18 protein-coding genes and 1 pseudogene are annotated in these 24,037 nt (G+C 37.6%); 1 reads left to right on the forward strand and 18 read right to left on the reverse strand.

The window, feature by feature from the left end:
- Positions 1-669: 669 nt before the first annotated feature.
- The 9 genes from M313_RS0121625 to M313_RS0121665 form a co-directional block, all read right to left on the reverse strand.
- On the reverse strand, positions 670-1,677 hold the full coding sequence (locus M313_RS0121625) for a LacI family DNA-binding transcriptional regulator (RefSeq protein ID WP_010200161.1): 1,008 nt from the start codon (positions 1,675-1,677) through the stop codon (positions 670-672).
- A gap of 49 nt (positions 1,678-1,726) precedes the next feature.
- Positions 1,727-3,844 (reverse strand): ADP-ribosylglycohydrolase family protein, encoded by a 2,118-nt coding sequence (locus M313_RS0121630; RefSeq protein WP_029326642.1) that lies wholly within the window; start codon positions 3,842-3,844, stop codon positions 1,727-1,729.
- A 16-nt stretch (positions 3,845-3,860) separates the two neighbouring features.
- Positions 3,861-5,021, reverse strand: a complete 1,161-nt coding sequence (locus tag M313_RS0121635) for an ADP-ribosylglycohydrolase family protein (RefSeq protein ID WP_010200175.1) — start codon at positions 5,019-5,021, stop codon at positions 3,861-3,863.
- Between the two features lie 12 nt (positions 5,022-5,033).
- Positions 5,034-6,500 (reverse strand): extracellular solute-binding protein, encoded by a 1,467-nt coding sequence (locus tag M313_RS0121640; RefSeq protein ID WP_010200178.1) that lies wholly within the window; start codon positions 6,498-6,500, stop codon positions 5,034-5,036.
- Between the two features lie 73 nt (positions 6,501-6,573).
- On the reverse strand, positions 6,574-7,452 hold the full coding sequence (locus M313_RS0121645; RefSeq protein WP_010200180.1) for a carbohydrate ABC transporter permease: 879 nt from the start codon (positions 7,450-7,452) through the stop codon (positions 6,574-6,576).
- Positions 7,453-7,467: 15 nt separating this feature from the next.
- Complete coding sequence (locus M313_RS0121650; protein WP_010200183.1) at positions 7,468-8,373, reverse strand: ABC transporter permease; 906 nt, start codon at positions 8,371-8,373, stop codon at positions 7,468-7,470.
- Positions 8,339-9,271, reverse strand: a complete 933-nt coding sequence (gene rbsK, locus M313_RS0121655) for a ribokinase (protein ID WP_010200185.1) — start codon at positions 9,269-9,271, stop codon at positions 8,339-8,341. The genes M313_RS0121650 and rbsK overlap by 35 nt, the downstream gene beginning before the upstream one ends.
- 14 nt (positions 9,272-9,285) lie before the next feature.
- The gene (locus M313_RS0121660) at positions 9,286-9,597 is read right to left on the reverse strand and encodes a DUF4387 domain-containing protein (RefSeq protein ID WP_010200187.1); all 312 of its coding nucleotides are present in this window, start codon (positions 9,595-9,597) and stop codon (positions 9,286-9,288) included.
- On the reverse strand, positions 9,594-10,958 hold the full coding sequence (locus tag M313_RS0121665) for an acyclic terpene utilization AtuA family protein (protein WP_010200189.1): 1,365 nt from the start codon (positions 10,956-10,958) through the stop codon (positions 9,594-9,596). The genes M313_RS0121660 and M313_RS0121665 overlap by 4 nt, the downstream gene beginning before the upstream one ends.
- 922 nt (positions 10,959-11,880) lie before the next feature.
- Here M313_RS0121665 and M313_RS0121675 point away from each other — a divergent pair.
- A complete protein-coding gene (locus tag M313_RS0121675) occupies positions 11,881-13,518 on the forward strand; it encodes a homing endonuclease associated repeat-containing protein (RefSeq protein WP_010200194.1) in 1,638 nt (545 codons plus the stop codon).
- 104 nt (positions 13,519-13,622) lie between these two features.
- Here M313_RS0121675 and M313_RS0121680 read toward each other — a convergent pair whose 3' ends face one another.
- The 9 genes and pseudogenes from M313_RS0121680 to M313_RS0121715 form a co-directional block, all read right to left on the reverse strand.
- On the reverse strand, positions 13,623-14,402 hold the full coding sequence (locus M313_RS0121680) for a transposase (protein ID WP_010200198.1): 780 nt from the start codon (positions 14,400-14,402) through the stop codon (positions 13,623-13,625).
- Position 14,403: 1 nt separating this feature from the next.
- On the reverse strand, positions 14,404-14,808 hold the full coding sequence (locus M313_RS27105; RefSeq protein WP_157182538.1) for a magnesium chelatase subunit ChlI family protein: 405 nt from the start codon (positions 14,806-14,808) through the stop codon (positions 14,404-14,406).
- Positions 14,809-14,844: 36 nt separating this feature from the next.
- A pseudogene (locus M313_RS27110) lies at positions 14,845-15,051 on the reverse strand (ATP-binding protein); the annotation flags it as partial.
- Between the two features lie 279 nt (positions 15,052-15,330).
- A complete protein-coding gene (locus M313_RS0121690) occupies positions 15,331-15,714 on the reverse strand; it encodes a hypothetical protein (protein ID WP_010200203.1) in 384 nt (127 codons plus the stop codon).
- Complete coding sequence (locus M313_RS0121695) at positions 15,683-16,357, reverse strand: hypothetical protein (protein ID WP_010200205.1); 675 nt, start codon at positions 16,355-16,357, stop codon at positions 15,683-15,685. Before M313_RS0121695 ends, M313_RS0121690 begins: the two co-directional genes overlap by 32 nt.
- Positions 16,358-16,427: 70 nt before the next feature.
- Positions 16,428-17,597 (reverse strand): hypothetical protein, encoded by a 1,170-nt coding sequence (locus M313_RS0121700; protein ID WP_010200208.1) that lies wholly within the window; start codon positions 17,595-17,597, stop codon positions 16,428-16,430.
- Positions 17,598-17,671: 74 nt separating this feature from the next.
- Positions 17,672-18,640: a hypothetical protein gene (locus tag M313_RS0121705; RefSeq protein ID WP_010200212.1), complete on the reverse strand. Its 969-nt coding sequence runs from the start codon at positions 18,638-18,640 to the stop codon at positions 17,672-17,674.
- A gap of 274 nt (positions 18,641-18,914) precedes the next feature.
- Positions 18,915-23,279: a coiled-coil domain-containing protein gene (locus M313_RS0121710; protein WP_010200215.1), complete on the reverse strand. Its 4,365-nt coding sequence runs from the start codon at positions 23,277-23,279 to the stop codon at positions 18,915-18,917.
- 1 nt (position 23,280) lies between these two features.
- The gene (locus tag M313_RS0121715; RefSeq protein ID WP_010200216.1) at positions 23,281-24,036 is read right to left on the reverse strand and encodes a DUF6063 family protein; all 756 of its coding nucleotides are present in this window, start codon (positions 24,034-24,036) and stop codon (positions 23,281-23,283) included.
- Position 24,037: the final 1 nt, after the last annotated feature.

Genomic DNA, 24,037 nt, shown 5'->3' on the forward strand with positions numbered 1-24,037 from the left:
CTATTTTCTTACTTCATAAGCGCTATATATGGAAGGAATTTAAAAAGAATGATATGGGGGTGTGACACTATGAAACGGATTGTAAATAAATTTGTGAGATTTCGTTGGACTTCTTGTGATAGCTGTGGGGAATTAACACATTACCTAAACGACTATTGTGATAGATGTGGAGCTTATATGAATAGATAGATTTAATTTTAGGGCAATGGGCGGGATATTATTCTGCTTATTGCCTTGCTTTGCAAAAAAGAGACTTAGTAGCGCTTAATTTACCCCAATACTCACTCACCTAATCCAATTCACTTAAACTCTTAATTTGTATATCATTTAACGGCATATTAACAATACTTTTTACAGAGAATTCACATGATGATTTCGTTGAAGTTTATATTCTCTTTCATTTAGAAGTTCTCCTTAGTATATTTGTAAAGCAAAAGTAACACCCCCACCCGCATCACTATCTCCTTAATTATATCGATAAAAACTAAAAATAATTTGCTGTTTTTGTATTTTCATGTAAAATATACTGGATTATTTATATACAGAGAAAAGAGGCACATGGGATTGTGCCTCTTTCACTATAATCTTTCAGTTTACCATCCACATTTTCGCTTTAAAGCAAAGACGGGTCGGCGTGCCTGTCCCTTCAGCTCCCTTTCAGCTCCTCCCCTACCTCCTCGTCGTCCCCCGTACTACAAGTTCCACATCCAACTTCAGTTCGGCTGTTTCATCTTCGACGTTTTCGATGAGACTTATTAGTGTGTTGGTTGCTTTGACTCCGATTTGGTAGATGGGTTGTTGGATTGTGGTGATTTCCGGTTCGACCATTTTGGTCAAGGTGATGCCGTCAAATCCGATAATGGCGATGTCTTCTGGCACTTCCTTTTTCATTTGCTTCAGTTGTTTTAAACAACCTAGGGCCATAAGATCATTGGCCAAAAAAATACCATCTATATCTGGGTTATTGTTTAACAGTTGCTTTGTCAGGTGCATGCCGCTTTCGAGGGTGAAATCACCTTCTAGAACGATGGGGCATTTGTTATAGGCAGGACTTTCAATTAATGTATCTACAAAACCTTTTGTTCTTTCAATTGCAGGCAAGAAGGTTTGAGGTCCAGCAATGTGAGCGACATTTTGGCAGTTTATATCTAACAAATGTCCTGTAGCCAGTCGTGCCCCTTTGTAATTATTGACCCCTATTGAGTTGTTCTTCTTATCGTCCGCAGCACGGTCTATCTTCACATAAGGGATATTCATTGCTTCAAGTTCTGTTAAAGTTCCTTTATTGAATTGATAAGATGCCAAAATTACTCCATCTACATAGCGATTTTTGAAGTTCTGCCAAAAACTGTTCTCTTGGAGATCGTCCTGCTCAGTGTTGACGAGAATCAAGTTATAACCTTTAGATTTTGCAACTTTTTCGATAGAAACGACTAATTCCGGAAAAAATGGGTTGGTGATGTCTGGAATGATAAGTGCTATGGTGTTCGTCTTCTTTTTGGCTAGACCACGAGCGATTTCGTTTGGCCGGTAGTCCAGTTGTTCCATGACAGATTTAATTTTCTCTTCTGTTTTTTTTCCGATATAGCCGCTCTTATTTAAGTATCTGGATATGGTAGCGACAGATAAACCTGCCTCTTTTGCCACTTCTCGGATGGTAACGGTGGATCGTTGCACGCTTTTCACCTACTTTATGTATTATTCTCTAGATAACAAAGCAGGCAAATCACTTTGCCTGCTGCTGCTTTTCTTCTATTATAAAGGAATTCAGGCTCCCTTTCCCCTTTGAAACGGTACCGAAGCCAAACATACCTCGGCTGTAACGGTTGTCCTTTGCTTTTAAGACCTCCACTCCATTCAGGAAAAACGAAATCTCTTCTCCAATACAACTTACTCTCATTTTGTAATCCTCACCGTATTTCCAATTATATGTGGCACTAGCCAACTCGGAATATCCAAAATCATTTTTTAGCAGCGATACGGTACCTTCTCCATTAAAGCCGACAAAGTAATGACGTCTGATTCCTTCAGCTCTAAAAATCACCCCATGACTTGTTCCACCTTCTGGCGTTACTGTTGTCTCTACTGTGTAATCACTAGAATAATAGTTCCCTGTGTACGAAGAGCAATCTGTGGAGGATTCATAAGTCATTGTTTCTCCATTGAGCTGCCATTCTCCCCTATGGTGAGAAAATGGGGTAATGCTTAGGAATTCGGTAGACTGTTTGGCAAGATCAATTTCATATTTACTATTTCCATGCACATGGAATTGGCCAAGGTATATTGCTCCAAGGGCACGATTAGATAAAGGAGACGGCGAGGAGATAATGAAACCTATTTCATCTATCATTGCTCCTTCTGTATCCGGCACCACAAAATTAACATCATTCCAAGCTTGATGATCAAGAGCAACCCGCGCGAGCCTGATTATTTCTTCCGTGTATGTATTGCGTACATATGGATAGACAAATATCTCCTCACCTTCCCATTTATCCAGGAAGAGCTTCATTGTTACCTGTTGGCCGCTATAGACGGTAGGTGCGAAGGTTGGTTTGTATTTTTCATCGCTAAATTCGTTTCTTCTGTAAAAGGGTTTATAGAAAACCTTGCTTTCATCACCCTCTATCATTCTATCCATCACAATTTTAAGCGATCCGTTACTCTCATATCCAAAATCATCACATGGATGCAGCAATGCTTTAAATGTATTATCTGTACGGAAGCCATGCGTACTTCCCGGAAGGGCAAAGTCAAAATAGAGTTCACCGTTTCTTACACTATTCTTGAATTCTTGTGGAGCCTGTTCACCAAACAGTTTGTAGCCAAATAACGCAACTTCCTTAGAAAAAGTGGGAATATCTAGTACGTTCAAATACCCAGAGACACTTGATGTACAGATAAAATCATTGATTGGTTTTCGGTAGTGCATGGGAATAGCCTCTATTCCACCCATGACACCGACAATGGTCCCGACATTACCAGCATTACAGTCGGTATCCCATCCACACATGGTGGCGATTTCAATAGTTCTAGCAAAATTACCCTCTCCATACAAAAGGGATAACACGCAAACACCTGCATTTGGAATGATATGACAGACACCTGTATATTTGTCATACCCCCACTCTTCTTCTAAGTACTGTCGACAAGCCCTGAAATCATTCGGATACTTTGCGTGAAAATCTACAACCGCTCGCACAAGTTGAGCGTAGGTAGAGTCTTTAGGAATTGTCCTCAATCCCGCATCCACTACATCACTAATAGAGCTTGTGTCAAAGGCTTTTGAGATACATGCAGCCATGAATCTAGCGCCATAAAGTCCATTTCCATCATGGGATACACTTGCCGCAATTTCTGCATAGTCTGCCGCTTTTTCCACATCTCCAGGAAGGACAAGTCCCCAAGTATCTATAAATATTTGCCCGCCAATCTGTTCTGCTTCTATGAGTCCGTTCATCTCAATAGATCCTGATTTCGGTCCAGGTATCCCTCTGGATAGATTCATATAGGCAGTATGCTCTGTACTTACTCCTTCTCCACCCCACCAAAACATTCCAATTCCTTCCCGTGAGTAGTTCAGCCAAGCTTTTCCTACATCATCAGGTGTCAATTCCCTGTCTTTTGCATCATCATATAAGGCACGGAGGAAAAATACTGGACCATTGGCATCGTCGTCAGCTGCAAATGTTTTGTAAGGTTTGGTGTAATCTGTGATGTCACCAAATACATCTCTTATTCTTTCATAAGTCCAGGAAGGAGCTTCGACTGGTGCTCCGAGTCGTATGCCTACATTCATTCCCAGAAATCCTGCATATACCTTTTCTACATAGTTGTTTGGAATCATGTAACTCTCCCCTTCCTTAACAGTGTTTTCCAAAGTACGCCAAGCGCCTCTCTTGAATACGTAAATCCTCATAGATAATTGTTGTGGCTACCTCACTAAATCGGTCAGCAATCTCATAAAGGTCCATTCTATTTGTTTCTTGAAGCAACGCTATGTCCTCTTTATTCACAACTTTTTCTCCATACATTGCTCCAAGAATAACTCCTATCATTACGCCAATAGAATCTGTGTCGCGGCCGGAGTTAATACCGTCGAAAATTGATTGATAGAATTCTCCATCATTCAACACCATGAAAGCCAGAGCCATCGGAAGCTCTTCAATGGAAAAGAGTCTGCTTGGTGTGTAGTGATTGGAAGGCTGGCCTATTTTCTCCAACTTGCGATGCACATCGTCTCCCATTGGAGAATATTTATACATGATAGTTTGGAAGACTTCTATCACCCGATCCATCTCGAACTTTTCAGAACGCAATTCCCTCGCAGCCTCCGACAGTTCAATAATTGCCTGTTTAGTGCCGTCCTTTGCTAGTTTGATAGCCACCTGAACAATTTCATCGACCGTGACGTCTTCTTCAAATGCTTTTGCCACACAAGCTGCAAGCACTCCTGCTGCCTCCAACCCGTAGCTACTTTGATGGCCCATCGCAAAAAGAATTGCTTCATCATAGGCCGCTTTTGGGTTGCACGCGTTCACGATTCCAATTGGGGCAATGTACATAGCTGCTCCACAATTAATCATGTTGCCAATACCGGCCTCGCGTGGGTCACAGTTTGCAAGCACATGACGCATAAATATATATTTCTCAGGATAGAAGAGGCGATCGATTATCATTGCTTCTTTCCCGAATTCAGGAATATAGGTTTTTTTATAGGCGATTTCTTTTACGAATTCATTACCGCAGTCAAACGCATCAAGATGCCTTTTTTCAGTTGCATAGACGTTCATCAGTGCAATAGTCATAAGGGTGTCGTCGGTGACAATGCCATTTCCGCGCTTTTTTCCCAGGGTTACTTCGTAAGGAGCATCGGCTTTGTACCAATCTGTTTTCAATGACTCGACTTTATTGTACTTCTCTTTAATTTGTTCATATGTCAGTTTTTCTATGGTCGCGCCGAGTGCGTCTCCAAGGGCTGTGGAGAACACAACCCCTCTGACGCGTTCTTTGAAAGATATCATAAGAAGAACTCCTTACTTAATGGTCTTGTTGGCGTATTCTGTGATATGTGTTCCGCCCGCTTCCATCCATGCATCTACAAATTTATCAAAATCATCAATTGGACGTTTGCCTGTGATGATGTCTGTTGTATATTCTCTATATAGGTTTTCCATTGCATCCCAGTTTGCCACATATTCTTCCGGTAAGATAAACGAGTTGTCTTCTTTAAAATACTCAATTGTCATTTCTTGTGATTCTGTAGCAGGTCCACTTAATAATGGAGTTTTTAATGGCTGATCAAAAGTAAGTTCAGTCGGCTCCCAGAACCTAGCGTACCATTCTCCATAATACTTTTCAGTTACTTCGATTTCACCGTCTTTCACATTATAATGTTCCCCTTCAAATCCTAAACGGTCCAGTTTTTGGCCTTCTGGGCTTGCCAGGTAGTCGAGAATATCAAACACAAGTTCCTTATTTACTGATTGAGAGGAGATTGCTACACCTCGAGATTCCTTTGTTACGTCCGTCACGCCAAATCCTTGATCGATTCCTTTTGCAGGTGGCAGGACTACAAGTTCCGCTTCATCTCCATTAACTTGTTTCATTTTACCGTTATAAATATCAATTACTTTACCTGCTGTTCCAGATACTACAGCCGCTTCCCCATCATAAAACGCTTTTTCTTTCGTATCCCACTGCTTTGTAACGAATTGTGGATCAAGTAAACCATCTTCATAGAGTTTCTGATAATAGGCAATTTTCTCTTTTTCATTTTTGGAAACTTTATAGTATTCATACGTTCCGTCACTCTTTTCCAACCAAGATTGACTGATTCCGAATGCCATATTAAATGTAAAGTTGATTTCCTCCAAGTCACCCGCTACTGTTACTGCATAATTCGGTGTGCTTCCACCTGGCTTCTTCTCTACCAGTTCTTTAAAAAATGCATGATAATTCTCTACAGTTGGGTCAGCCATCAATTTTTCGGAAGTTTCCATTTGTTCAAACCAGTCTTTCCTTATTACTGGCGTTTTAGCAGATAATGGTTTAATCCAAAGCAGATACGGATAATTTTCTAGACGCTTCTGGTTGTATGGGCTGAGTGCATCTTTTAGATACTCAGATTCTTCGATGTATGGGGTAAGGTCTTCAAGAAGTCCTTGTTGTGTAAGGGACTGATCCCCGCCTTGGAAGTAAATCATATCTGGGATGTCTCCTCCATATAGGAGCAATGTAAGCTTTTCGGCATAGTTTCCTTGTGGCAGATCTACAAGTTCAAAGTTCACCTTGATATCTTTGTCTTTTTCTAGCGCTTTTTCCAACTCGTCAAAATATTTCACAGATACTGGATTAGAGTTTGTTTCATCCTTATAGACGACACGGATGGTGGTGCCATCTCCTGAATTTTCCTTTTCCTTATCCGATGTTGTTTCATTTGAGCATGCAATCAATCCAAAGACAGTCACTGCAGTTATTAGCGTTAACAAAAACTTTTTCATTCCATTTCCCCCTTGTTTAATTGTTGTTTCCCCTTTGTTAAGTCGTGTAGTATGAAGATAAATTAAGTCCTCTTTAGTCCTTCACTCCGCCTTCCAATGCACCTTTGGCATAGAACTTGAGAATGAGAGGATATAAGATTAATAGCGGAATCATCGCGATGATGATGGTTCCAGCTTGTAAAGAAGTAAAGTCAAGACTTGCCACCTGCTCATATGACAACAGGTTTTGTGCACCAAGGATAGCCGTGTTATCTCGTTGGACGACAAATTGCCGCAGCACCACTTGTAACGGCCATTTTGCAGGGTCAGTGATATAGATAGTGGCACGGAAATATTCGTTCCAGTGATAGACTCCATAAAACAAGCCCATTGTTGCAAGTCCTGGCTTGGATAACGGAAGCATAATCTTTGTATAAATGCGGAAATGCCCTGCTCCATCAATCCTTGCCGCCTCTAGGATGCTGTCGGGAACTTCCTGGAAGAATCTCATCAAAATAAATAAGTAATAAATGTTGATAGCTTTATATAGAATGACGGATGCGTAAGTATTAAGTAATCCCAGGTCTTTAACAAGCAAGTATTCTGGGATCAATCCTGGTTCAAATACCATGATGACAATGAGGAAAATGACTACTAATCTTTTACCAACAAATGTTGTTTTGGCTAATATATACGCCATCATCGATGTAAGTAAAAGATTTAGAAGCGTTCCCACAGTTGTGATTAGAAATGTGTTAAAGATACTTTTTGTAACTAATGGATTGGATAATAAAACTTTATAATTGATCAGAGAAAAGCCGGCAGGGAAAATGCTCAGTCCGTTCAGCTCGTGTACTTTAAGTGGATCTGATAAGGACAATGCCAACAAATTCAATATTGGGATTAAAACTGCTAGTGTTAGTAAAAATAAGAAAGGATAGAGTATCCACTTTGTTGTATCAAAATTCTTCATACTTGCCCTCCTCCCCTACCATACGCCTTTACCTGTAAATCTCTTGGAGATAAAATGTGTGCCAAGAATCAGTACGACACCTATAAATCCTTTGAATAAACTTGCTGCTGTTGCATAAGAATACTGCCCGTTCACGATCCCGATTCTGTACACGTACGTATCAAGAATGTCCACAACGCTGATGACAGAAGCGTTCATCATGTTGAATACTTGGTCAAAACCAGCATTCATGAAGAATCCAAGATTTAAAATAAAGACAGTCACCACAGTCGTCATCATGGCCGGCAAGGTTATATACCTCATTTGTTGAAGGCTTGAAGCGCCATCGATTTTCGCTGCTTCATAGAGCGTCGGGCTAATTTTCATAATGGCCGCCAAATAGATGATAGAATCCCAGCCGGCGCTTCTCCACATTTCTGAAAATACTAAAACCCAACGGATATGCTCTTTGCTTGTCATGAAATCTAGAGATGGAAGTTGGAAAAAGTTTCGAATGATATTAATTCCTCCATCAGTCGGATTCAGTAGGCTTATCCAAATACCTGCAATGACAACCCATGATAAAAAATGGGGCAGATACACGACCGATTGGACATACTTCCGATACCTTCCACTTCTCACTTCATTAATAAGAAGTGATAGAATGATAGGGATCGGGAAGAAGAATACTATCTTCATCGTGCTTATAATAATGGTGTTCTGAAGCACATCCATAAAAGCCGGGGAGCTGAACAAAATCTTGAAGTGTTTAAGCCCTACCCATACATTGTCCCCGATAATCCGGTAGTCCTGAAATGCCAGTTTCATCCCAATCAAAGGGATGACATGGAATACAACAAAGTATAAGAGCCCAGGAAAGAGCATGGCATAGATAACCCAGTCTTTCTTAACCTGTTGTAAAGAGGCCTTTATTATCCTCATGGTTTCTCACCTCTTTGTTTAATAAAGCGTCGACATCTTTGCGATAAGGCATCCCACTCTGTGCCCCTTTTTGTGTTATGGAAATACCTGCTGCGACTGTACCAAACCGGATGCTTTCGGGTAGGGACATCCCTTCACTAATGGCAAGGGCAAATGCCCCTGAGAACGTATCACCAGCACCTGTTGTATCTACCGGAGTCACTTTAATAGAAGGGATGATAATCTCCTTTTTATCGTCCCAGTAGAGAATGCCTTTTTCACCTCTTGTGATGATGAGTTTGTTCGGATATTTCCTGATTACTTCGTGACAAGACATTGAGGTATCCAATACTAGTTGATATTCGTGTTCGTTTGGAGTCAAATAAGTAATCATGTCGATTATTTCCTGATTTAGTTTGAACGCTGGAGCTGGATTGACGATGATGGTTTTTCCCGCGTTATGTAGAATAGGAACTAGCTCCTCCAATAATTCCAGGGGTGTTTCAAATTGGAACAGGATACAATCGGCTTGTAGTAGTTGGTCTATTTTTGATTTCATGTAAGCATTATTCGTATAGTCATTGGCGCCAGATATAATGAGAATTCGGTTGTCTCCTTGGCATAATTCAATAAATGCTGCACCTGTAGGTATATCTGGGATATCATTTACATGTGTTACATCAATGCCTTCCTTTTCGAGGTTGCTCTTAAGGTAAGTTCCGTTTATGTCTGTCCCTACAGACCCGAACATAGTAACTTTTCCACCAAGCCTGGCAGCCGCTACTGCCTGATTGGCCCCCTTGCCGCCTGGGGAGCAGAAAAATGTCTTCCCTTTTATTGTTTCCCCAAGCTCAGGTAAACTGTCTGTTTCGATGACATAATCCAAATTGATACTGCCTACTACTGCTATTTTTGCCACAATGCTCCTCCATCCTACTTGATTATAATATTCATTAACGGTGCATGCTGCTGTGCTCCATATACGTCCCTATCTCCCACCGTTCCAGACGAAGTCTCCCTAGCAAATGTTATTTTAAACCCAAGTGCCTGGTCGAAAAAGACCAAATGGTGTATCTGCTGCTCCGATATATGGTAAAGGTCCGCTATCAAGCTTTTGGTAATAATACCTGCATCTTTTACTCTAAAGTAGTTTTCTTTGCTATTAAAAAGGACATCCAGAGTGATTTCAAACGGGCCTGAATTCTTGCTTCTTAATACCTTTGCCAGTTCAAACAATGTGGTCATTGCAAGACCTCCTCCAAAAACTCAATTCGGAACGGATTCTCCGTAATTTCCATCAGATGATAGATGGAAAATTCATAGACAGGTCCAAATTCCACATCACTAGGGGCAAAAGGAAAGGCAAGATTTCCTGCTGTGGATTTCCTGTTTTCATAGCCATAATGTAGAAAGGTTGAACGGACTGTTGCACAAATGCTTGTTGCAAGTTCTTGTGTTTTGGCAATCACTTCGAACATGACACCAATCTCATGGCCATGGAAGGCAGTTGATTCCTTGTTTCCAAGTACACCGTTTTTTCCATAGTTATAAAAATTTATTTGATAGTCTTCCTGAGAAATCTCTTTGTAATAGTCCTGTACTTGCTGGATGACGATGTCTTCTATGTCTTCGATGGATCCTAAAAGGATGGGGTCTCTTATTCCAGCTATGACAAATGTCCGATACGCTACCAACTTAGCAGCTTCCAATTTGATTCGATGTTGATCATTTTTGATATATTTACTGTTTTTCACACTGATAACACCTGGTAATGTCTCATTAAATTCACATTCACTAAGGTCGAGTGTGAATCCAGGTCCATGAAGTATGTATGGATGCTCTTTCTCATAAAAGGTGTGGGCAGCAAGACTTATTGTTGTGCATTTCCTTTTGGGGTTTAGCGACTCCACTGTAAAATAATCCTCGTGAATTGTTCCGAGTATACTGTCTTTTGTCGTTCCAGGCTCCGCACAGAGAGCACCGCATTCTAGAATTTTCCCTAAGTGATAGGAGAGGCCAAGGTCTTTCTGATGAAAAGCTCCGACCGCTGCAAAAGGTGATGGATCGTAAGCTCTTCCGCAGACGATAACATCAGCCCCTTGTTCAAGAGCTTCAACAATTGGTTCGTGTCCCATTTGTGCAACAATATTGAAGGAGTCTTCTATTTGACTAGTAGTTAGTTCAGGAATGTTACTGCTAAGTGGGTTAATCTTGTTAGCTTTGTTTGCTTGTAGAATTTCTTCTGTTGTAAAGTCAGCCCATATGACTGCTGTATTTGCTTTTAGGTTGTTCTCGTTCAAGATTTCCTTGATGATCTCCAATGTCCATTCTACATGCGGTTTTGCTCCGGCACCTCCTGCGGAACCGATGATAATGGGAATTTTCTTTGGCACACCGTTTTTAAGGAGTATTTCCAAATCTTTTTTTGCTGCCCGTCTGCTGACTATGGGTACTCCTGCGCCAAGCTTATGTGGACCTGCATCTGTGGAACCTGCATCCACTACAATTCCGTGTATCTCTTCTTTTAGTCCATTTAGAAAAGACGTTTCAGGAAAACCGTAACCTAGCATCCCGCAGGGGGAAAGTATTCTAATTGGTTTGCTCATATTGACACATCCTTTGGAGGATTGGCTTGTAAGTATTTTGTGTGTAACCGGTTACACATAAAACTAAAAAATATATGTAACCGGTTACATACTTTATATTCACTAAATTAAATGATAAATGAAAGAAAGTCAAGATGTTTTTGTAAATATTCTGAAAAGTGGGGTTTAGTTGGTATGGGTGGTGAACTTGTGCTATTTTATATAAATTCTATTACTCCCTCTCTTCAGCAGTTTAGTAAATAGGATTGCAGGGGCACATGTCCCTTCGGATTTGCATAGAATAATAGATTGGCAGGAATATGATAATACTGATGAGTTGGTGAAGGTGTCTCCAGGCAGGCGATTGGGAAGCAGCTTGACGGTTCTGTGCTTCCCTTTATACAATAATACGCTCTTCCTAATCGAAACTATACAAATATACCTCGCGGAAACAGTCGAGCGGCGGCGAATGGCATATACCTCTTAATTCATAACGAAAGAATTTCAGTTAAACAAACATTTTTTTGAAAATTACTATCGCGGGAAATTAACATCAAAGTAAACTTAAACAAAATATCATTTATCAAAAATTTGCGTTTAAATAGAAATCGAACTTATTCAACTTGGAGTAAGGATCATTGAAATGGCCCCTGCGCCAACGTACCTGTCTTCTCAACCCGCAGATGGGAAAGGAGGAAGCAGCGAACCTTCACGGTGCTTCCCTTACTTTTACTCATGAAATTTTTCCCCTTGCGCTTTTCCCCCCTCTTTTTGTATTCGACATTTAAATACAGCAAGATAAATCATCCTTCAAACAAAAAAATTTGTTTCTCCTAACCAACAAAATCCGATATACACCATAAAGCTTCGACATCTACATGATGTATAGAACCAAGATATTTTGTTAATGATAGTACCGAATTTAAATTAAGGCGGTGCTATTATGCTAACAAATAAACAAAAACAGATAAAAACCAAGTTATCGAATTACTATATAGAAAATGGAGTAATGCCAACTATTCAAATGCTGAGGAGTAATCCTGACCTACCGTCTGATTCTGTCATTCTTAGGGCCTTTGGATCTACATCCTATCCTCGTGTTATTGAATCTATGGGCTTCCCAAGCAACAAGAGCGCAGTATACACAAAAGAGGAAGTACTAAAATACATGAATGAATTCGTAAATGAATTCGGAGAGGAAAAGCTTACTCATCAAAACTTTGAGGATTGGATGTTTAATAATGGTCGGAGTACTAGCTTTAGAAAGAGATACGGGTGGAATAAGTTAAAAAAAGAATTCAAATTCTCCCTTTTAAAAGAGACAGGATATGATCCAAAAGATGTGTACGACAGGCTTATTGAGTTTGTACGGGATTATGAGTTAAAGAACGGTTATTATCCAATTATCAATGAAATTAACAAAGCATTATCACCTTTGCACATAAGTACAATTGAAAAATTGAATGGAAAGAAATACCGAGAAATTTTAGAGGAAAATGAGATTTACATTCCCGCTTATACATATACAAATGATTACTTATTAGAAGCTCTTCATAAAGAAAGAGAAGAAACAGGCGCGACCCCGTTATTTGAATCTTTTCGGAAGCGAAAGAATCAAACTGCAACTTTTAAAGATGGGAGCCAAAAGCCTGCTTGCGGTTGTTTTATTAGGGCTTTTGGAAGTTTTAGAGAAGCTTTGTCCCAGGCAGGATATGAACCAAACCTTCGTGGAGATGGGCACTGTTATTTAAGTAATCATAACCACCGTAACCCATCTCGCCTACAAGGCATGGTTGATGATCTCTTACAATTTGTTCCCCATGAAGAAGAAGACCATGGTCTGTTATATCAAAAAATACCAGGTTTTGAGCATTATAAGGGTGGTAAAGATGCGGACATTGTATTGTTAAATACCCCGGAATTAGACAAAAATTATATTATCGAGGTAACATCTTACCTTACAAGAGAACAATTTGAAGGAAAGCAACACATTTCACCAAATGGCCGGCAAATGCAATATTATAAGAATTTACATGAGAAATTAGAAATGGTGAAGAGTTCAAATTTCAAAGGTGAGTTTATTATTATTTTCAAAGACGATGATATCGAAGAACATTTAAAGCCGATTCTGTCTAAATTTGCAAGGCCAACTAAAGTTGGTAAGATCATAAAGAAGAGACCGGTTAATAGGGAAAGAAACCCTCAACTTTATACAGATAGGGAGTTACTAGAAAACCTAAGGAAAAGGGCTAAGGAAGTTGCGTCCAAAAAGAATGGCAGGCCCCCGTACCTCAAAGATATGGTACAACCTGAAAGAGGATGGGCTCACCCATCTAGATATTTCCAACGATTTGAAGTCAAAACTTGGGATGGAGTACTCTCTTATGCAGGATTAGAAAATCACCGACAGTACCGTGATAGAATCCTATTTTCGACTTTCAAAAAAATCGAAGATTCAATGGGAAGAATCCCAGTTTACTCAGAAATTGATAACGGTCTTTATAGGAAAGCACTCTATCGGTTTGGTACCTGGAAAGCATTCTTACAAAAGTATGAATTATTTAAGAATGATAAGGAATAAAAAAACTCGTCCAGTGGCGAGTTTCTTTATGAGCTCCCATCTAAGCTCAGTTTTAACGCACTAACGTATAGACGGGTCAGCGTACCTATTCCCTTGGCTCGAAATTACGCTTTGAAGATGAGGTTTGGGGATATGCCCAGGATTCTGGCGGCTTGCCTTTGGGAGATGCCTTTTGTTTTTTTTATTTTTCTGAGTAGTGGTAGTCTTTTTTCTCTAGGGAGGCTTTTTACTTGGGGGATGGAGATGTCTCCAAGGATTATTTGTATGGCTCTTCTTGCGTCATGGTCGTTTAGTCTTCTTTTTATTTGTTCTGGTTCTTCTAGACACTGGTCGTTATTTGTTTTTTCATTGAATTCTTTGTATCTTTCTCTTGCTATTAGGATGTCATTGGAGAAAAGCTTGAGAACATAACGTATGTGGAGCATTTTTCTATTGCGGGAAGCTCGGCCATAGTATCCTCTGCAGCTGCTCCATTGCCATTCTTCGGGTTTTTGGACCATCCCTGCTTTGGTAGGGTTTTGGTGTATATAGCGAGTAACGGTTAGGAGATAGGAGTCGTTTTCAACTTTTTCACTTCTAAAACGGTCTTGAAATAGGTGGCCGATGGTATAGTATTTTCTATTGTAGTAGAGGGCATAGCTTAAGCCTATTCGTTTCATGGTTAGGGATATGTCTTCTTTGCCTTCTTTTATTAATAGATGGATGTGGTTACTCATCAGGCACCAGCAGTATATTGTTATGTTGGTTTTTGTGTAATATTTCTCCAGTGTATCTTGGAATTTGATACGATCTTCGTCATCATGGAAGATGTCTTGTTTGTTTGCTCCTCTCCAGATGATGTGGTAGATGTTACTTGCGCTTTTTTCTCTGGCTTTTCTAGGCATGTTATTGGTTATCCTTTTGTTGGATTTGGCACGATTCGCCTATCATCGAAGGGATTTTTACAAAAATTGTGTTCGGCGTGATTTTTCTTAGGGACATAGCTTCTTCTAAAGCCTCGTTTGTTATGCTTTTCTCTCCAGCTAGATCGGATACAGTTCTGGCTAATCGGATGATTTTCATTTGGACTCGGTTGCTCAATCCTAGTTTTATTGAAATGGCTTGCAAGGTGTCTAGTTGAGTAGGGGAAATCGAATTTGTGAGTTCCTCCATGGAAGCACTTCCGTTACATCTTTCTTCCCCATATCGTTCGTATTGAAATCCCCTTGCTTTTTCGACTCTTTTTCTGACTGTGTCGGAAGTCTCAGATACTGTAGTTGTGTTCAAGCTGACAGGTTTCAATGTTAGCAAGATATCCATCCGATCAAGGATTGGGCCAGATATTCGAGTTTTATAATTTTTAATTTGTTTTTCAGAACAGGTGCAGTAATGACGATCAGAGCCTAAATAGCCACAGGGACATGGGTTCATGGCTGCAAGGAAGATAAACTTTGCGGGATAGGTTACGGTGGAATGGACTCTGCTGATGGTTACTTTTTCATTTTCTAAAGGTTGCCGGAGCATATCCAACGTTTTTTTGGAAAACTCGCCCAACTCGTCAAGGAACAGTATCCCATGATACTGATTAGATAAAAAACTATGTATAGAATTATACCTATCATAAGAACACTATATATTGTATCTACTTCATCTTTTTTATCTTTATATAATGATGTTTTTGCAACTTTGAACACTATGCGTGGTAGATAGATAAATAAGAAAAGCCCATCACGTATTTGGAGTGATGAGCTATGAAACGAGTTCTATTACTATTTTGTATCCTAGTAAGTGTATTATTACGTTAAAGAACTAAATATTTGCTAGATTTAAACTTTACTCATCATCATAACCAACTTCATCCTCATTTGTCTGATCCTGATGAAGAGCAATTGTGTCACTAATCGCATTTTCCAAATTCTCCAAAATCTCCTTATGTTCTTTAAAGTTATTGGGTAAATCCGCATGTAATTTAGACCATTTGTTTATGATTTGTTTTTTATAAGCCTCTACACTGGAACTTAGACTAGGTATACGATCAACTAATTCTTGTGGGTCATCTAATTGTGTTAACATGTCCTTTATTACAAATGGCCAAACCGAGTATATTTCAAGTTGTCTATATAAAAATAACCTTGCTTTCAAATACGAATCTATTAGATTATCATCATAATTATTATAAAACCTTTTATTCAACAAATTTTTTAGTTTCTTGTTCATTTGGCTTTAATCCCAAAAAGTGTCTTAATCCAATCACTTTATTATACTCGGCTTCAGATAGCGCCTTATCTACAACATGTACAGCAACCTCAATAGTGTACTTTTTTGTTGCATTTATTTTTCCTAATTGGTAGGATGTAAATTTAACATATGTAACTTTTGTTGAAGTATTATAAAACTTAGAACACTTATTTTGTTTAACGCATTCATCAATATCTTTTGCAGTTAGAAATACAAAGAAATTAGGGTCATCATTACGATATATAAAAACAAAAAATTCATCCTTGGTTTTGACTTCCTCACCGTCAACATAATAAATATAGCGGGCATCAATTGATACTGAGGTTTCCGAACCGACATTCTTTATCTGAACGAACGCTACAGGTGCACCAACAATATCAATTAAATCATTTAAAAGACTTGCTTTTTGTACAATTAAATCAGCACCATTTGCATCTACTTCTCTTTCTAAAACCCATAAGCCTTTTTGCAAGAGTAGGTACTTCGTTTTTGCTTCTCCAATTTTTCCACTCTCAACTGAATTTAACCACTTTTCCCTACTATCACGATTTATAACTGCTGACTTAGTTTTATTTATAAATTCCTCATTATTTGTAATTGATTGAATTTTTTTCACAGTCATTACCTCTGCTCCCTTTTTGCACATAATAAACCAAGTTTACGTTGTTTAATTCTAAGTAACTATAAAATTATTAAATACAATTCACTGTAAATGGATGACCCTCTTCTAAATTATTTTCGAGCCAGTCATTATCAAATAATCTAACGCTTTCAAAATCACCTGTGAAATTTTCTGTTATTTTATAATTATTAATATTAGGTTGAAGAGATAATGCCTGCTCAAATACCTTTTCTTCTGCATGCACTATCGAACGAATAGGAAAGTTATAGCCGCCCCACTTCTTATAAACCGTTTCGTGGATGTATCGTATCAGTATCGTGTTTTCTCCTGAATGAGTTACATCCCATTGAGATAAAGTATATTTTGGATAACTATGAGATGAGCCCTCTAATAGCTCTGGATCAAACCTAGTTGGCGTTTGGAGTGTTTCCATAGGGAATTTACCTCTCAAAGTCTGATGAACTTTCACCACCTGTCCTGATTTTTCGTCCTTAAGTATTACATCTCCGCTAGGCTGTCTTTCGTATGAATAAGACCATTGTTCTTGAACACCATTTCCAACTGATCCTCCCTCAATAGTTCGTCCTATTACTTTTAAGGCTGACTCAGAAATTAAGGTTAAATTCATTACTGGACTGATCCCAAGTTTTCTGTATACATCCGTACCTAACATCTTTAATCGTATCTCTACTTCGTTCTCAATTGCACTTCCAGCACTATACAGGTCATACCCTTTATCTAGGACCGTTCTAAAAATATCCTGTAAAGAAAAAACGTTTCTACCTGGGTAAAATGAAGAGTCGGCTACTACCGCTCCTGAACCGATTACTTGCCAATTAAAATCACGATCTGCCACTAAACTATATTGCCACTCACCATTCACATAAGTAGCATCAAATCTGAGCATTTTGAACATCTTTTTATTTTCATCTAACATTACACCAATAATTGAGGATGATCCTCCTTGTTTTGAATTAAAAACCGATACTAACTCTCCAACAAACGGCCCTTTCTCATTATCAAAATTTTCGAATGTAATTATATTGGTAATGGAGTTCATCTTGTTTGTGATATCGGTTAAATAAAAAACCGTACCTGCCATAAATAATGCAATTCTATTATCAATAAAAGCAAATTTCTGAGCTACATCGAATTGGTCACCTGTATCCATATTCGTTAACCGAAAGTCACTTATTATACAACCTTCATTGCCATACCGTACAGCTGCAATCATAGTCATTTTTACCCACCCCTAAATTATAAAATCTTCTATGTTGATACTTTCACTTTAATTCGCGATTACTATAAGCCTTCTTATTGCTCCTTCTCCATGTATTCCTCGCGTATTTGTGAAAGTGTCCTTCCCGTCTCTTTATGAACAGCAAACACATAAGTTTGAATACTAGACCAGCCAAAGAGATCCTTTAACCATCTCTGCATAGAAATCTCTTCGCCATTCACTTCTACATTTCCATTAGCCAACAGTGTGCCTTCGTCATCCCGTCCTTTAGCAACTATTACATCACCAGCTTTAACAACTCCCCATTCTAACATCTCATCAATTTTTGGAAGGGCACGTCTTGTAATTCCTTTTTTCTGTGTGCTGCTTTTTAAAGGACTCTCTAGGAAATTAACGTAGTAATCCTTATATGTACTTAAAGGTAATACTTTCTCAATGTTTATGTACACTTCTTCGTTGATTTTGTATGGTATCATTTTAAAACAACTGATATCAACATTATTACTATTCAGCCAAGCTACAGCTGATAAAGTTTGTTCATCATAGTCTGAAGCTACCAGTATGATTTTTTGATTCTTATTAAAGTTGTTCTCCGCACCATTTACCCGCAAAAATTCAGTTAGTTTTCTAGTCCCAAGCTCTGCACTAGTTAAGGAGCTATCTTCAAATTCTTTACGATATTTTTCAATGTATGGTGCATAAATTTTATTAACCAAATCCTCTGGATCCTCAATCGTTGCATAACTGGCTGCATATCGTATGGCCTGAAATTCAAAGGCCTCTCTTCGCCCCTCGATATCTCTACGATCTCTTTTAATCTCAACTAAAACAATATTCCCCTTATTATCAACAGCCGTCAGATCGCTAATTCCATGCTGGGCGTTTCTAACCTGCTTCCCAACAATCAGCATAGATTCTTCTTCATCACATATCATATCAATATTTTTTCTAAGTAATTCTTCTATATCACTTTCTTTGTAATTAAGCTCTGAAAAAGTAATGGTCCCTATTTTTATTGCCTTATCATTGGATATATTGTACATATTGATTGCCTCCCCAAAAGGACAAGTTTATTAGATAATTTTACCATATTAGGACCTTTGGAAATATTATTAACTCCAGACATTATTCGAAAATGCTCCATTTTATTCTACACATGCAGGTTCACACTCTTTTATTTTAATCAATATATTAATTAGCAATTACTCCATGCTGTAGCCTTGCCTCCTTATAAACAAAGAAAAACCCACCATAGTCTGCTTTACCAAAGATGAGGTGGGTTCTGTTACTTACAATAAATACTAGCATCCAATAGCCCTAAAGCTTAAGCCCCTGTTGTTTTGAATAAAATAAACTCTCCATCTCTAAGGACTCTTTCGTTTCGGTTTCAGAATGTAAAAATAATCTTCCCCGCTGTTCTACATATTGATTACTAATTACAGTATCAAACTCCATCTGGATTCGTTTGTCTTCAATTCCAGTTAAACAGAATAACTGAGTATTAGTTTTCCTCGCTAATATCACCATAGGCTTCACAACGTGATCAGCACTTGCTTCACCAAATGGATTATCGGCAATTAGAAATTTCCAGGAGTTCTCTTGGGAAAATCGCTTCTTTCGAATAAAGGTATTTAGGGTTATGAACATCGCCATTCGTGAAGCATGTTTTTCTCCATTACTCCAACCAGCAACCTCATCCCAGGTGAAGTACTCTTTCATCTCAGCAAGTTGGGCATTTCTTGGTTTCAACGCTTTTAAGACGCAGCGATCAATATCTGCATAACAGTTTAAGATATTGATCTCATTTACTTTGTCTTGGAAGAGTTGGTCTAGCAATTCTTGAGAGTCACCTTTTTCTTGACGTTCAGTCAATTCTGTTAACACTTCATCTACAAACATACGCAATTTATGTTTGCAATCTAGCACGTCATACTTCGGCCAACGAATGGTAAAGAGTGATATATTTAAACCCTGTTCTTCAATGTGTGAATACTTTGGTAATTCGCAAGTATTTTTATATAGCAACTCACCTCGTTCAAACATCATCTCTATCAGTTCATTTCGACCTTCTTCTGATTGCGCACGTTGGAATTCAAGGCTCTCCTTAAATTTATCCATTGCTTTTAACACAGAATAAAAGTTTTCAATCATAACCTCATAATTCCCTTTTGACGACTCTAGCACATTTGTGAAATCCCTACTCATTGCTAATAAATGAGGATTTCCTGTTTGTTCAATTTCTAGATGCATTGCTTGGATTTTTTCTCTTATTATCATATCTTGAGTTCGGAGGTCTTCTCTTTTTTCATCGAAAGTTTTTCTCACTCGATGAACATCTTTCATGGGATTATCTTTTATCCACTCCCCTTCTGCCAACAGCTTATTTTCTTCAGATACAGTGACAAAAAACTCTCTATAATTTTCTAGTTCCGTTAAAGTGTTATTATATTTAAAGGAAAGCTGTTGAGCAGTCTTTTCTTCCTCTTGTTTATCGGCTTCTCTCTTTAAGACATTATTTTTTTCTTGAATAAACAAATCATAATCATTTTGATGGTCATGAGAGAATCCGTATGGTTCTTCTCCGTATACTTCATCGATCTTTTCTTCTTCTGCCTTGTAGCGTTCTTGTTTTTTAATAAATGAATCACGTAACTTATCATATCTTGATTGAATATCTGTAAACCGTTCTTCTTCCTCACTAAGTTCTACTTCAAATTGTTCTAAAAGTGCAGGTTGAAAGCTTAAGTTCCCTTTTTTAAAGAAATAAATGGTATATGTCAACTTTTTAATTGATTCTTCGGAGTTTTGCTTTAACCGTTCATACTCGGTTTTAGTATTACGGAATAAGTCTAGTTGCTGCTTTTCAGCAGAATAGTTACCATTAAGTTCTTTCAACAAATATTTCTCTTTTTCGTACTCATCTAAATTAGTCTCAATTGATTCTACATTGCGTTCAAGTTCATATTCTATAAAATCACGTTTAAGATCTTGAATTTTCGATTCAATACTCCTATAAACATTATTTTCTTGCTCTTCCTCACCTTCATATTGTTCAATAGCATTTTGATGTTTAGCCTCAATATCTTCTAGCTGTTCTAATTCTTTACCAAGGGATAGATATTCATTTTTCTTCACATGAATATTTCTGTAGCGATTAATGAAATCTTGAACTCGATATAGGATTTTTTCAGTATCAGTTATATTGTCTTGTATAGCTGTACACTCTTTTTTTACTTTCTCTTTTTTCTTTCTCTTACATTCCATATTATCTGTTAACTTCTTTATTTCTTCTTGAAGATTTTCTAGCTCTTGGTCAAGAGCAGCAATTTCTAAAACATATGTTTGTCTTGTATCGGTGGAGTATGAGGACCAGAATTGTTTAAGTTTACTTTCAAACGCTGTTAAGTCTTGTTCTTTTATCTTCAATTCTTTCCTTTGTTCTTGATAAGCTGCACTCTCTTCTTCTAATTGAACTGCCCAATTTTCCCAATCCTCTTTTGAGAAACGTACATTGAATTGATGGAATACATATACATTTTGTTGTAATAATATAAAATTGCCTATATTCATTCCTTCCTCTAAACCCTGTTTGGTTAAGAAGAATAGGGGAACGTTCAATTCTTCTTTAAACGATGAAAGTAATCGTTTCGCTTCTTTAATTTTGTTCTCTTCAATTAATAGAGAGAAGAGTAGTAATGGGTTTTTCTTAACAAGCTCTTGTTTCTTTTCTTGAGAAGTCGTAGAATGTACTAGCCATTCAATTCCAGATAATACAAAGAGCTCTTTTGATGCTAAAAACTGTTTAATTGATTCAATCTCCGGATGTATGTGAAATCCTGTCTGGTCAATACTTTTTTTAATTTGGTCAACCTGCTCGATTTTTACAGATAACCTAGTAACTTCTTTATTTAATTCTTCTTTGTTTCGATGCAACTTATTAAGTATTATATCTTGTTGTTCAAATAGATTTTCTCTAGCATAGATGGACAAGAATCTGTTAAGGTCATTCTTCAATTGATGCTCTTCATTAGTGAAATTCTCAAATGCCCTCTCATTATCATCCCTTATCCTTTTCGTTTCAGTCATCTCATGATTTATATTTTGAATTTCAAGCTTCAGTAATGAATGTTGGTTTTCAAGTTCTTCTACGAGTAAATTTTTCTCTTGTAGTGTTGCTTTCTGTTTTGTTATTTTCTCCTCAACAACTTTTTTTGACTCTTCTATAGTGTCTTTCTTTAATTCTCCCAATACTTGATTAACATTGCTGCTCTCTTGATCATATTGCTCAATAAACTCATGTAATTTACCTTTTTTTACTTTAGTTTCTGTAATCACGCTTTGAGTTTCCTTCAATGCTTGCTTTTCATCTTTAATATTTTGTTTTAGTTGTTGCAGATTTTTAGTGACTGCACGTTCCAGTTCTCTATTTTGCTCCATAATGAAATGATAACCACCAGATACTCGTTCCCGTGTTTCATTTAATTCTTGCAACTTTTCTCCAACCTCTAAACTGGCTGCATGAAGCTTCCCATCTAGTTCTAAAACTTTTCTATCGTATTCTTTATATTCTTCATAATGTTTGGCCGCATTTTGGTCATTTACATTACGTTGTAGTGTTCCAATTATTTTTTTTGAGTCTTCCCTTTCAGAATCAACTTCATTATAACAACTAGTTGCCTCATTCAGTTCAAGTTTGGCAAGATGCACTTTATACGAGTCGATCTTCCAGCTTAAATTCTTTTTGAGAACCTCTATATCTGTAAGCTCTTTATTTAATTTAAGAATCAATTCTTGATTTTGCTTCTCTTCACTTTGTACGGTCTGAAACAACTGACTTAAATACATCTGTGTAGATTCAAGCTCTTTTTTTATTTTTATAAAACTTTCGGTTTCATCAATAATTTCATCTGCATTATTCATCACAACTTCAAAATCATTGAGATGTTTTTCTAACAAAGGCAATTCAAGTAGCCGGTCTTTATAAACTTTAAACGCATTGATAATAGCGTTCTTTTCCTCTTCACTTGAAAATAAGTTATCCAAAAATGCTGGAATTAATAATCGCTCTATTAGGGTTTGTGTTTTATCCGCTTTATCAAAAAATGCTGTTACACCAGCCTCAGCCCCATTAACTTTTGAAATATTTCGCCACTCGGATGCTAAAATGCCGTATTGCTCGAGTACATCTTGATATGTATGATTGCTTGAAAATACTTGAGTATTAACATCTTGCTTTAAGAACGAATGTAGGGTTGAGTATGGGGTGATTTTACCATCACTAACAAACGGGAGTGTTTCCAGTGACAATGTTTCCGTTGTATCACGCTCAACAATGTAATTAAAATAATCATATGTTGTATTCGACTTTCCTTGTTTTACACCATAATTATGAAAGCTAAATCCAGTAATAAACATTGGTTGGCTATCGTTATCAGGTATCCATTCCACTGCAACATTAATGGTATTGCCTTTGCCTACTATACTTTTCAATTTTCTTCCTTGAATGTCGTGGTTAGGGAGAATCACTTGGTGAAGGAGCTGAATAACACTCGTCTTTCCGCCTCCGTTTTCTAATAAGAAAAGAGTACTCAGTCCATTGGGCTCCCATATTTTATCCCCGATGATTTTCATCCCTTTATCTAATTTAATATTAGATACACGGAATCGATTAACTCTTGGCATTTCATTCTCCTCCTTCCTTTTTTGATACTAAATCTTCGACTTTATTTAATAGCTCTTTTATACGATTGATCCGTTCTTCGTGATGGTAATAATGAGCTGAAATATTCTTCATTTTTTCAGTCAACACAATCTCTTCATTGTTATGAATAATTAATAGTCTTTCATTCTCCCAAAAGCTTAGTACTTTTAATAAAAAACCATAATCACGCTTTGTTGCACGACGAACATCGGTCAAATCCTCAGTCATTGACCTGAGGCCATCCCAAACCTCAATCATTCCTTCTAAATCCATATCGTATAATGCGGATAAATCTGCTAGTTCTTCTTCATCGATCTCTTTAAACTGCTTTATATACTCTTCAACGTTTCTTAGAATTTCTTCTACTTTTACATAAGTTCTAGACTCGTTTGTATATTGAAATTGATCGCCATAAAACTCACTTAAAACATTTATCCATATAAATTGAGCCATATACAATTCTTTATTCGTACTAAGTTTCATTACATTTCGAAGCTCTTCGTTAGTGTAAGTTAACACTTCATTATCAATTTCAGGAACCATATATATAGTCTCATCTAGTTGAAAAATCCTTACTTTAGCATCCGGTTGTATAACATTTTGAATTACTTCTCTTACCTTTGGTGAAAAATACGTCCGATATAACTCATTATGCTTTTTCTTATCGATCTCTTTATATTTAATCAATGCCTGATATAAAACAAACGCTTCTCTGAATACTCCTTCTTCATAGTTCATC

This window comes from Bacillus sp. m3-13 (genome assembly GCF_000175075.1).
Lineage (GTDB): Bacteria > Bacillota > Bacilli > Bacillales > Bacillaceae_I > Sutcliffiella_A > Sutcliffiella_A horikoshii_C.

Excerpts from the sequence above, each read along its gene's own strand:
- M313_RS0121630 (WP_029326642.1), bottom strand. The coding sequence starts at position 3,844 with ATGATTCCAAACAACTATGTAGAAAAGGTATATGCAGGATTTCTGGGA.
- M313_RS0121635 (WP_010200175.1), bottom strand. The coding sequence starts at position 5,021 with ATGATATCTTTCAAAGAACGCGTCAGAGGGGTTGTGTTCTCCACAGCC.
- M313_RS0121640 (WP_010200178.1), bottom strand. The coding sequence starts at position 6,500 with ATGAAAAAGTTTTTGTTAACGCTAATAACTGCAGTGACTGTCTTTGGA.
- M313_RS0121645 (WP_010200180.1), bottom strand. The coding sequence starts at position 7,452 with ATGAAGAATTTTGATACAACAAAGTGGATACTCTATCCTTTCTTATTT.
- M313_RS0121650 (WP_010200183.1), bottom strand. The coding sequence starts at position 8,373 with ATGAGGATAATAAAGGCCTCTTTACAACAGGTTAAGAAAGACTGGGTT.
- M313_RS0121660 (WP_010200187.1), bottom strand. The coding sequence starts at position 9,597 with ATGACCACATTGTTTGAACTGGCAAAGGTATTAAGAAGCAAGAATTCA.
- M313_RS0121665 (WP_010200189.1), bottom strand. The coding sequence starts at position 10,958 with ATGAGCAAACCAATTAGAATACTTTCCCCCTGCGGGATGCTAGGTTAC.
- M313_RS0121675 (WP_010200194.1), top strand. The coding sequence starts at position 11,881 with ATGCTAACAAATAAACAAAAACAGATAAAAACCAAGTTATCGAATTAC.
- M313_RS0121680 (WP_010200198.1), bottom strand. The coding sequence starts at position 14,402 with ATGCCTAGAAAAGCCAGAGAAAAAAGCGCAAGTAACATCTACCACATC.
- M313_RS0121690 (WP_010200203.1), bottom strand. The coding sequence starts at position 15,714 with ATGAACAAGAAACTAAAAAATTTGTTGAATAAAAGGTTTTATAATAAT.
- M313_RS0121695 (WP_010200205.1), bottom strand. The coding sequence starts at position 16,357 with ATGACTGTGAAAAAAATTCAATCAATTACAAATAATGAGGAATTTATA.
- M313_RS0121700 (WP_010200208.1), bottom strand. The coding sequence starts at position 17,597 with ATGACTATGATTGCAGCTGTACGGTATGGCAATGAAGGTTGTATAATA.
- M313_RS0121705 (WP_010200212.1), bottom strand. The coding sequence starts at position 18,640 with ATGTACAATATATCCAATGATAAGGCAATAAAAATAGGGACCATTACT.
- M313_RS0121710 (WP_010200215.1), bottom strand. The coding sequence starts at position 23,279 with ATGCCAAGAGTTAATCGATTCCGTGTATCTAATATTAAATTAGATAAA.
- M313_RS0121715 (WP_010200216.1), bottom strand. The coding sequence starts at position 24,036 with ATGAACTATGAAGAAGGAGTATTCAGAGAAGCGTTTGTTTTATATCAG.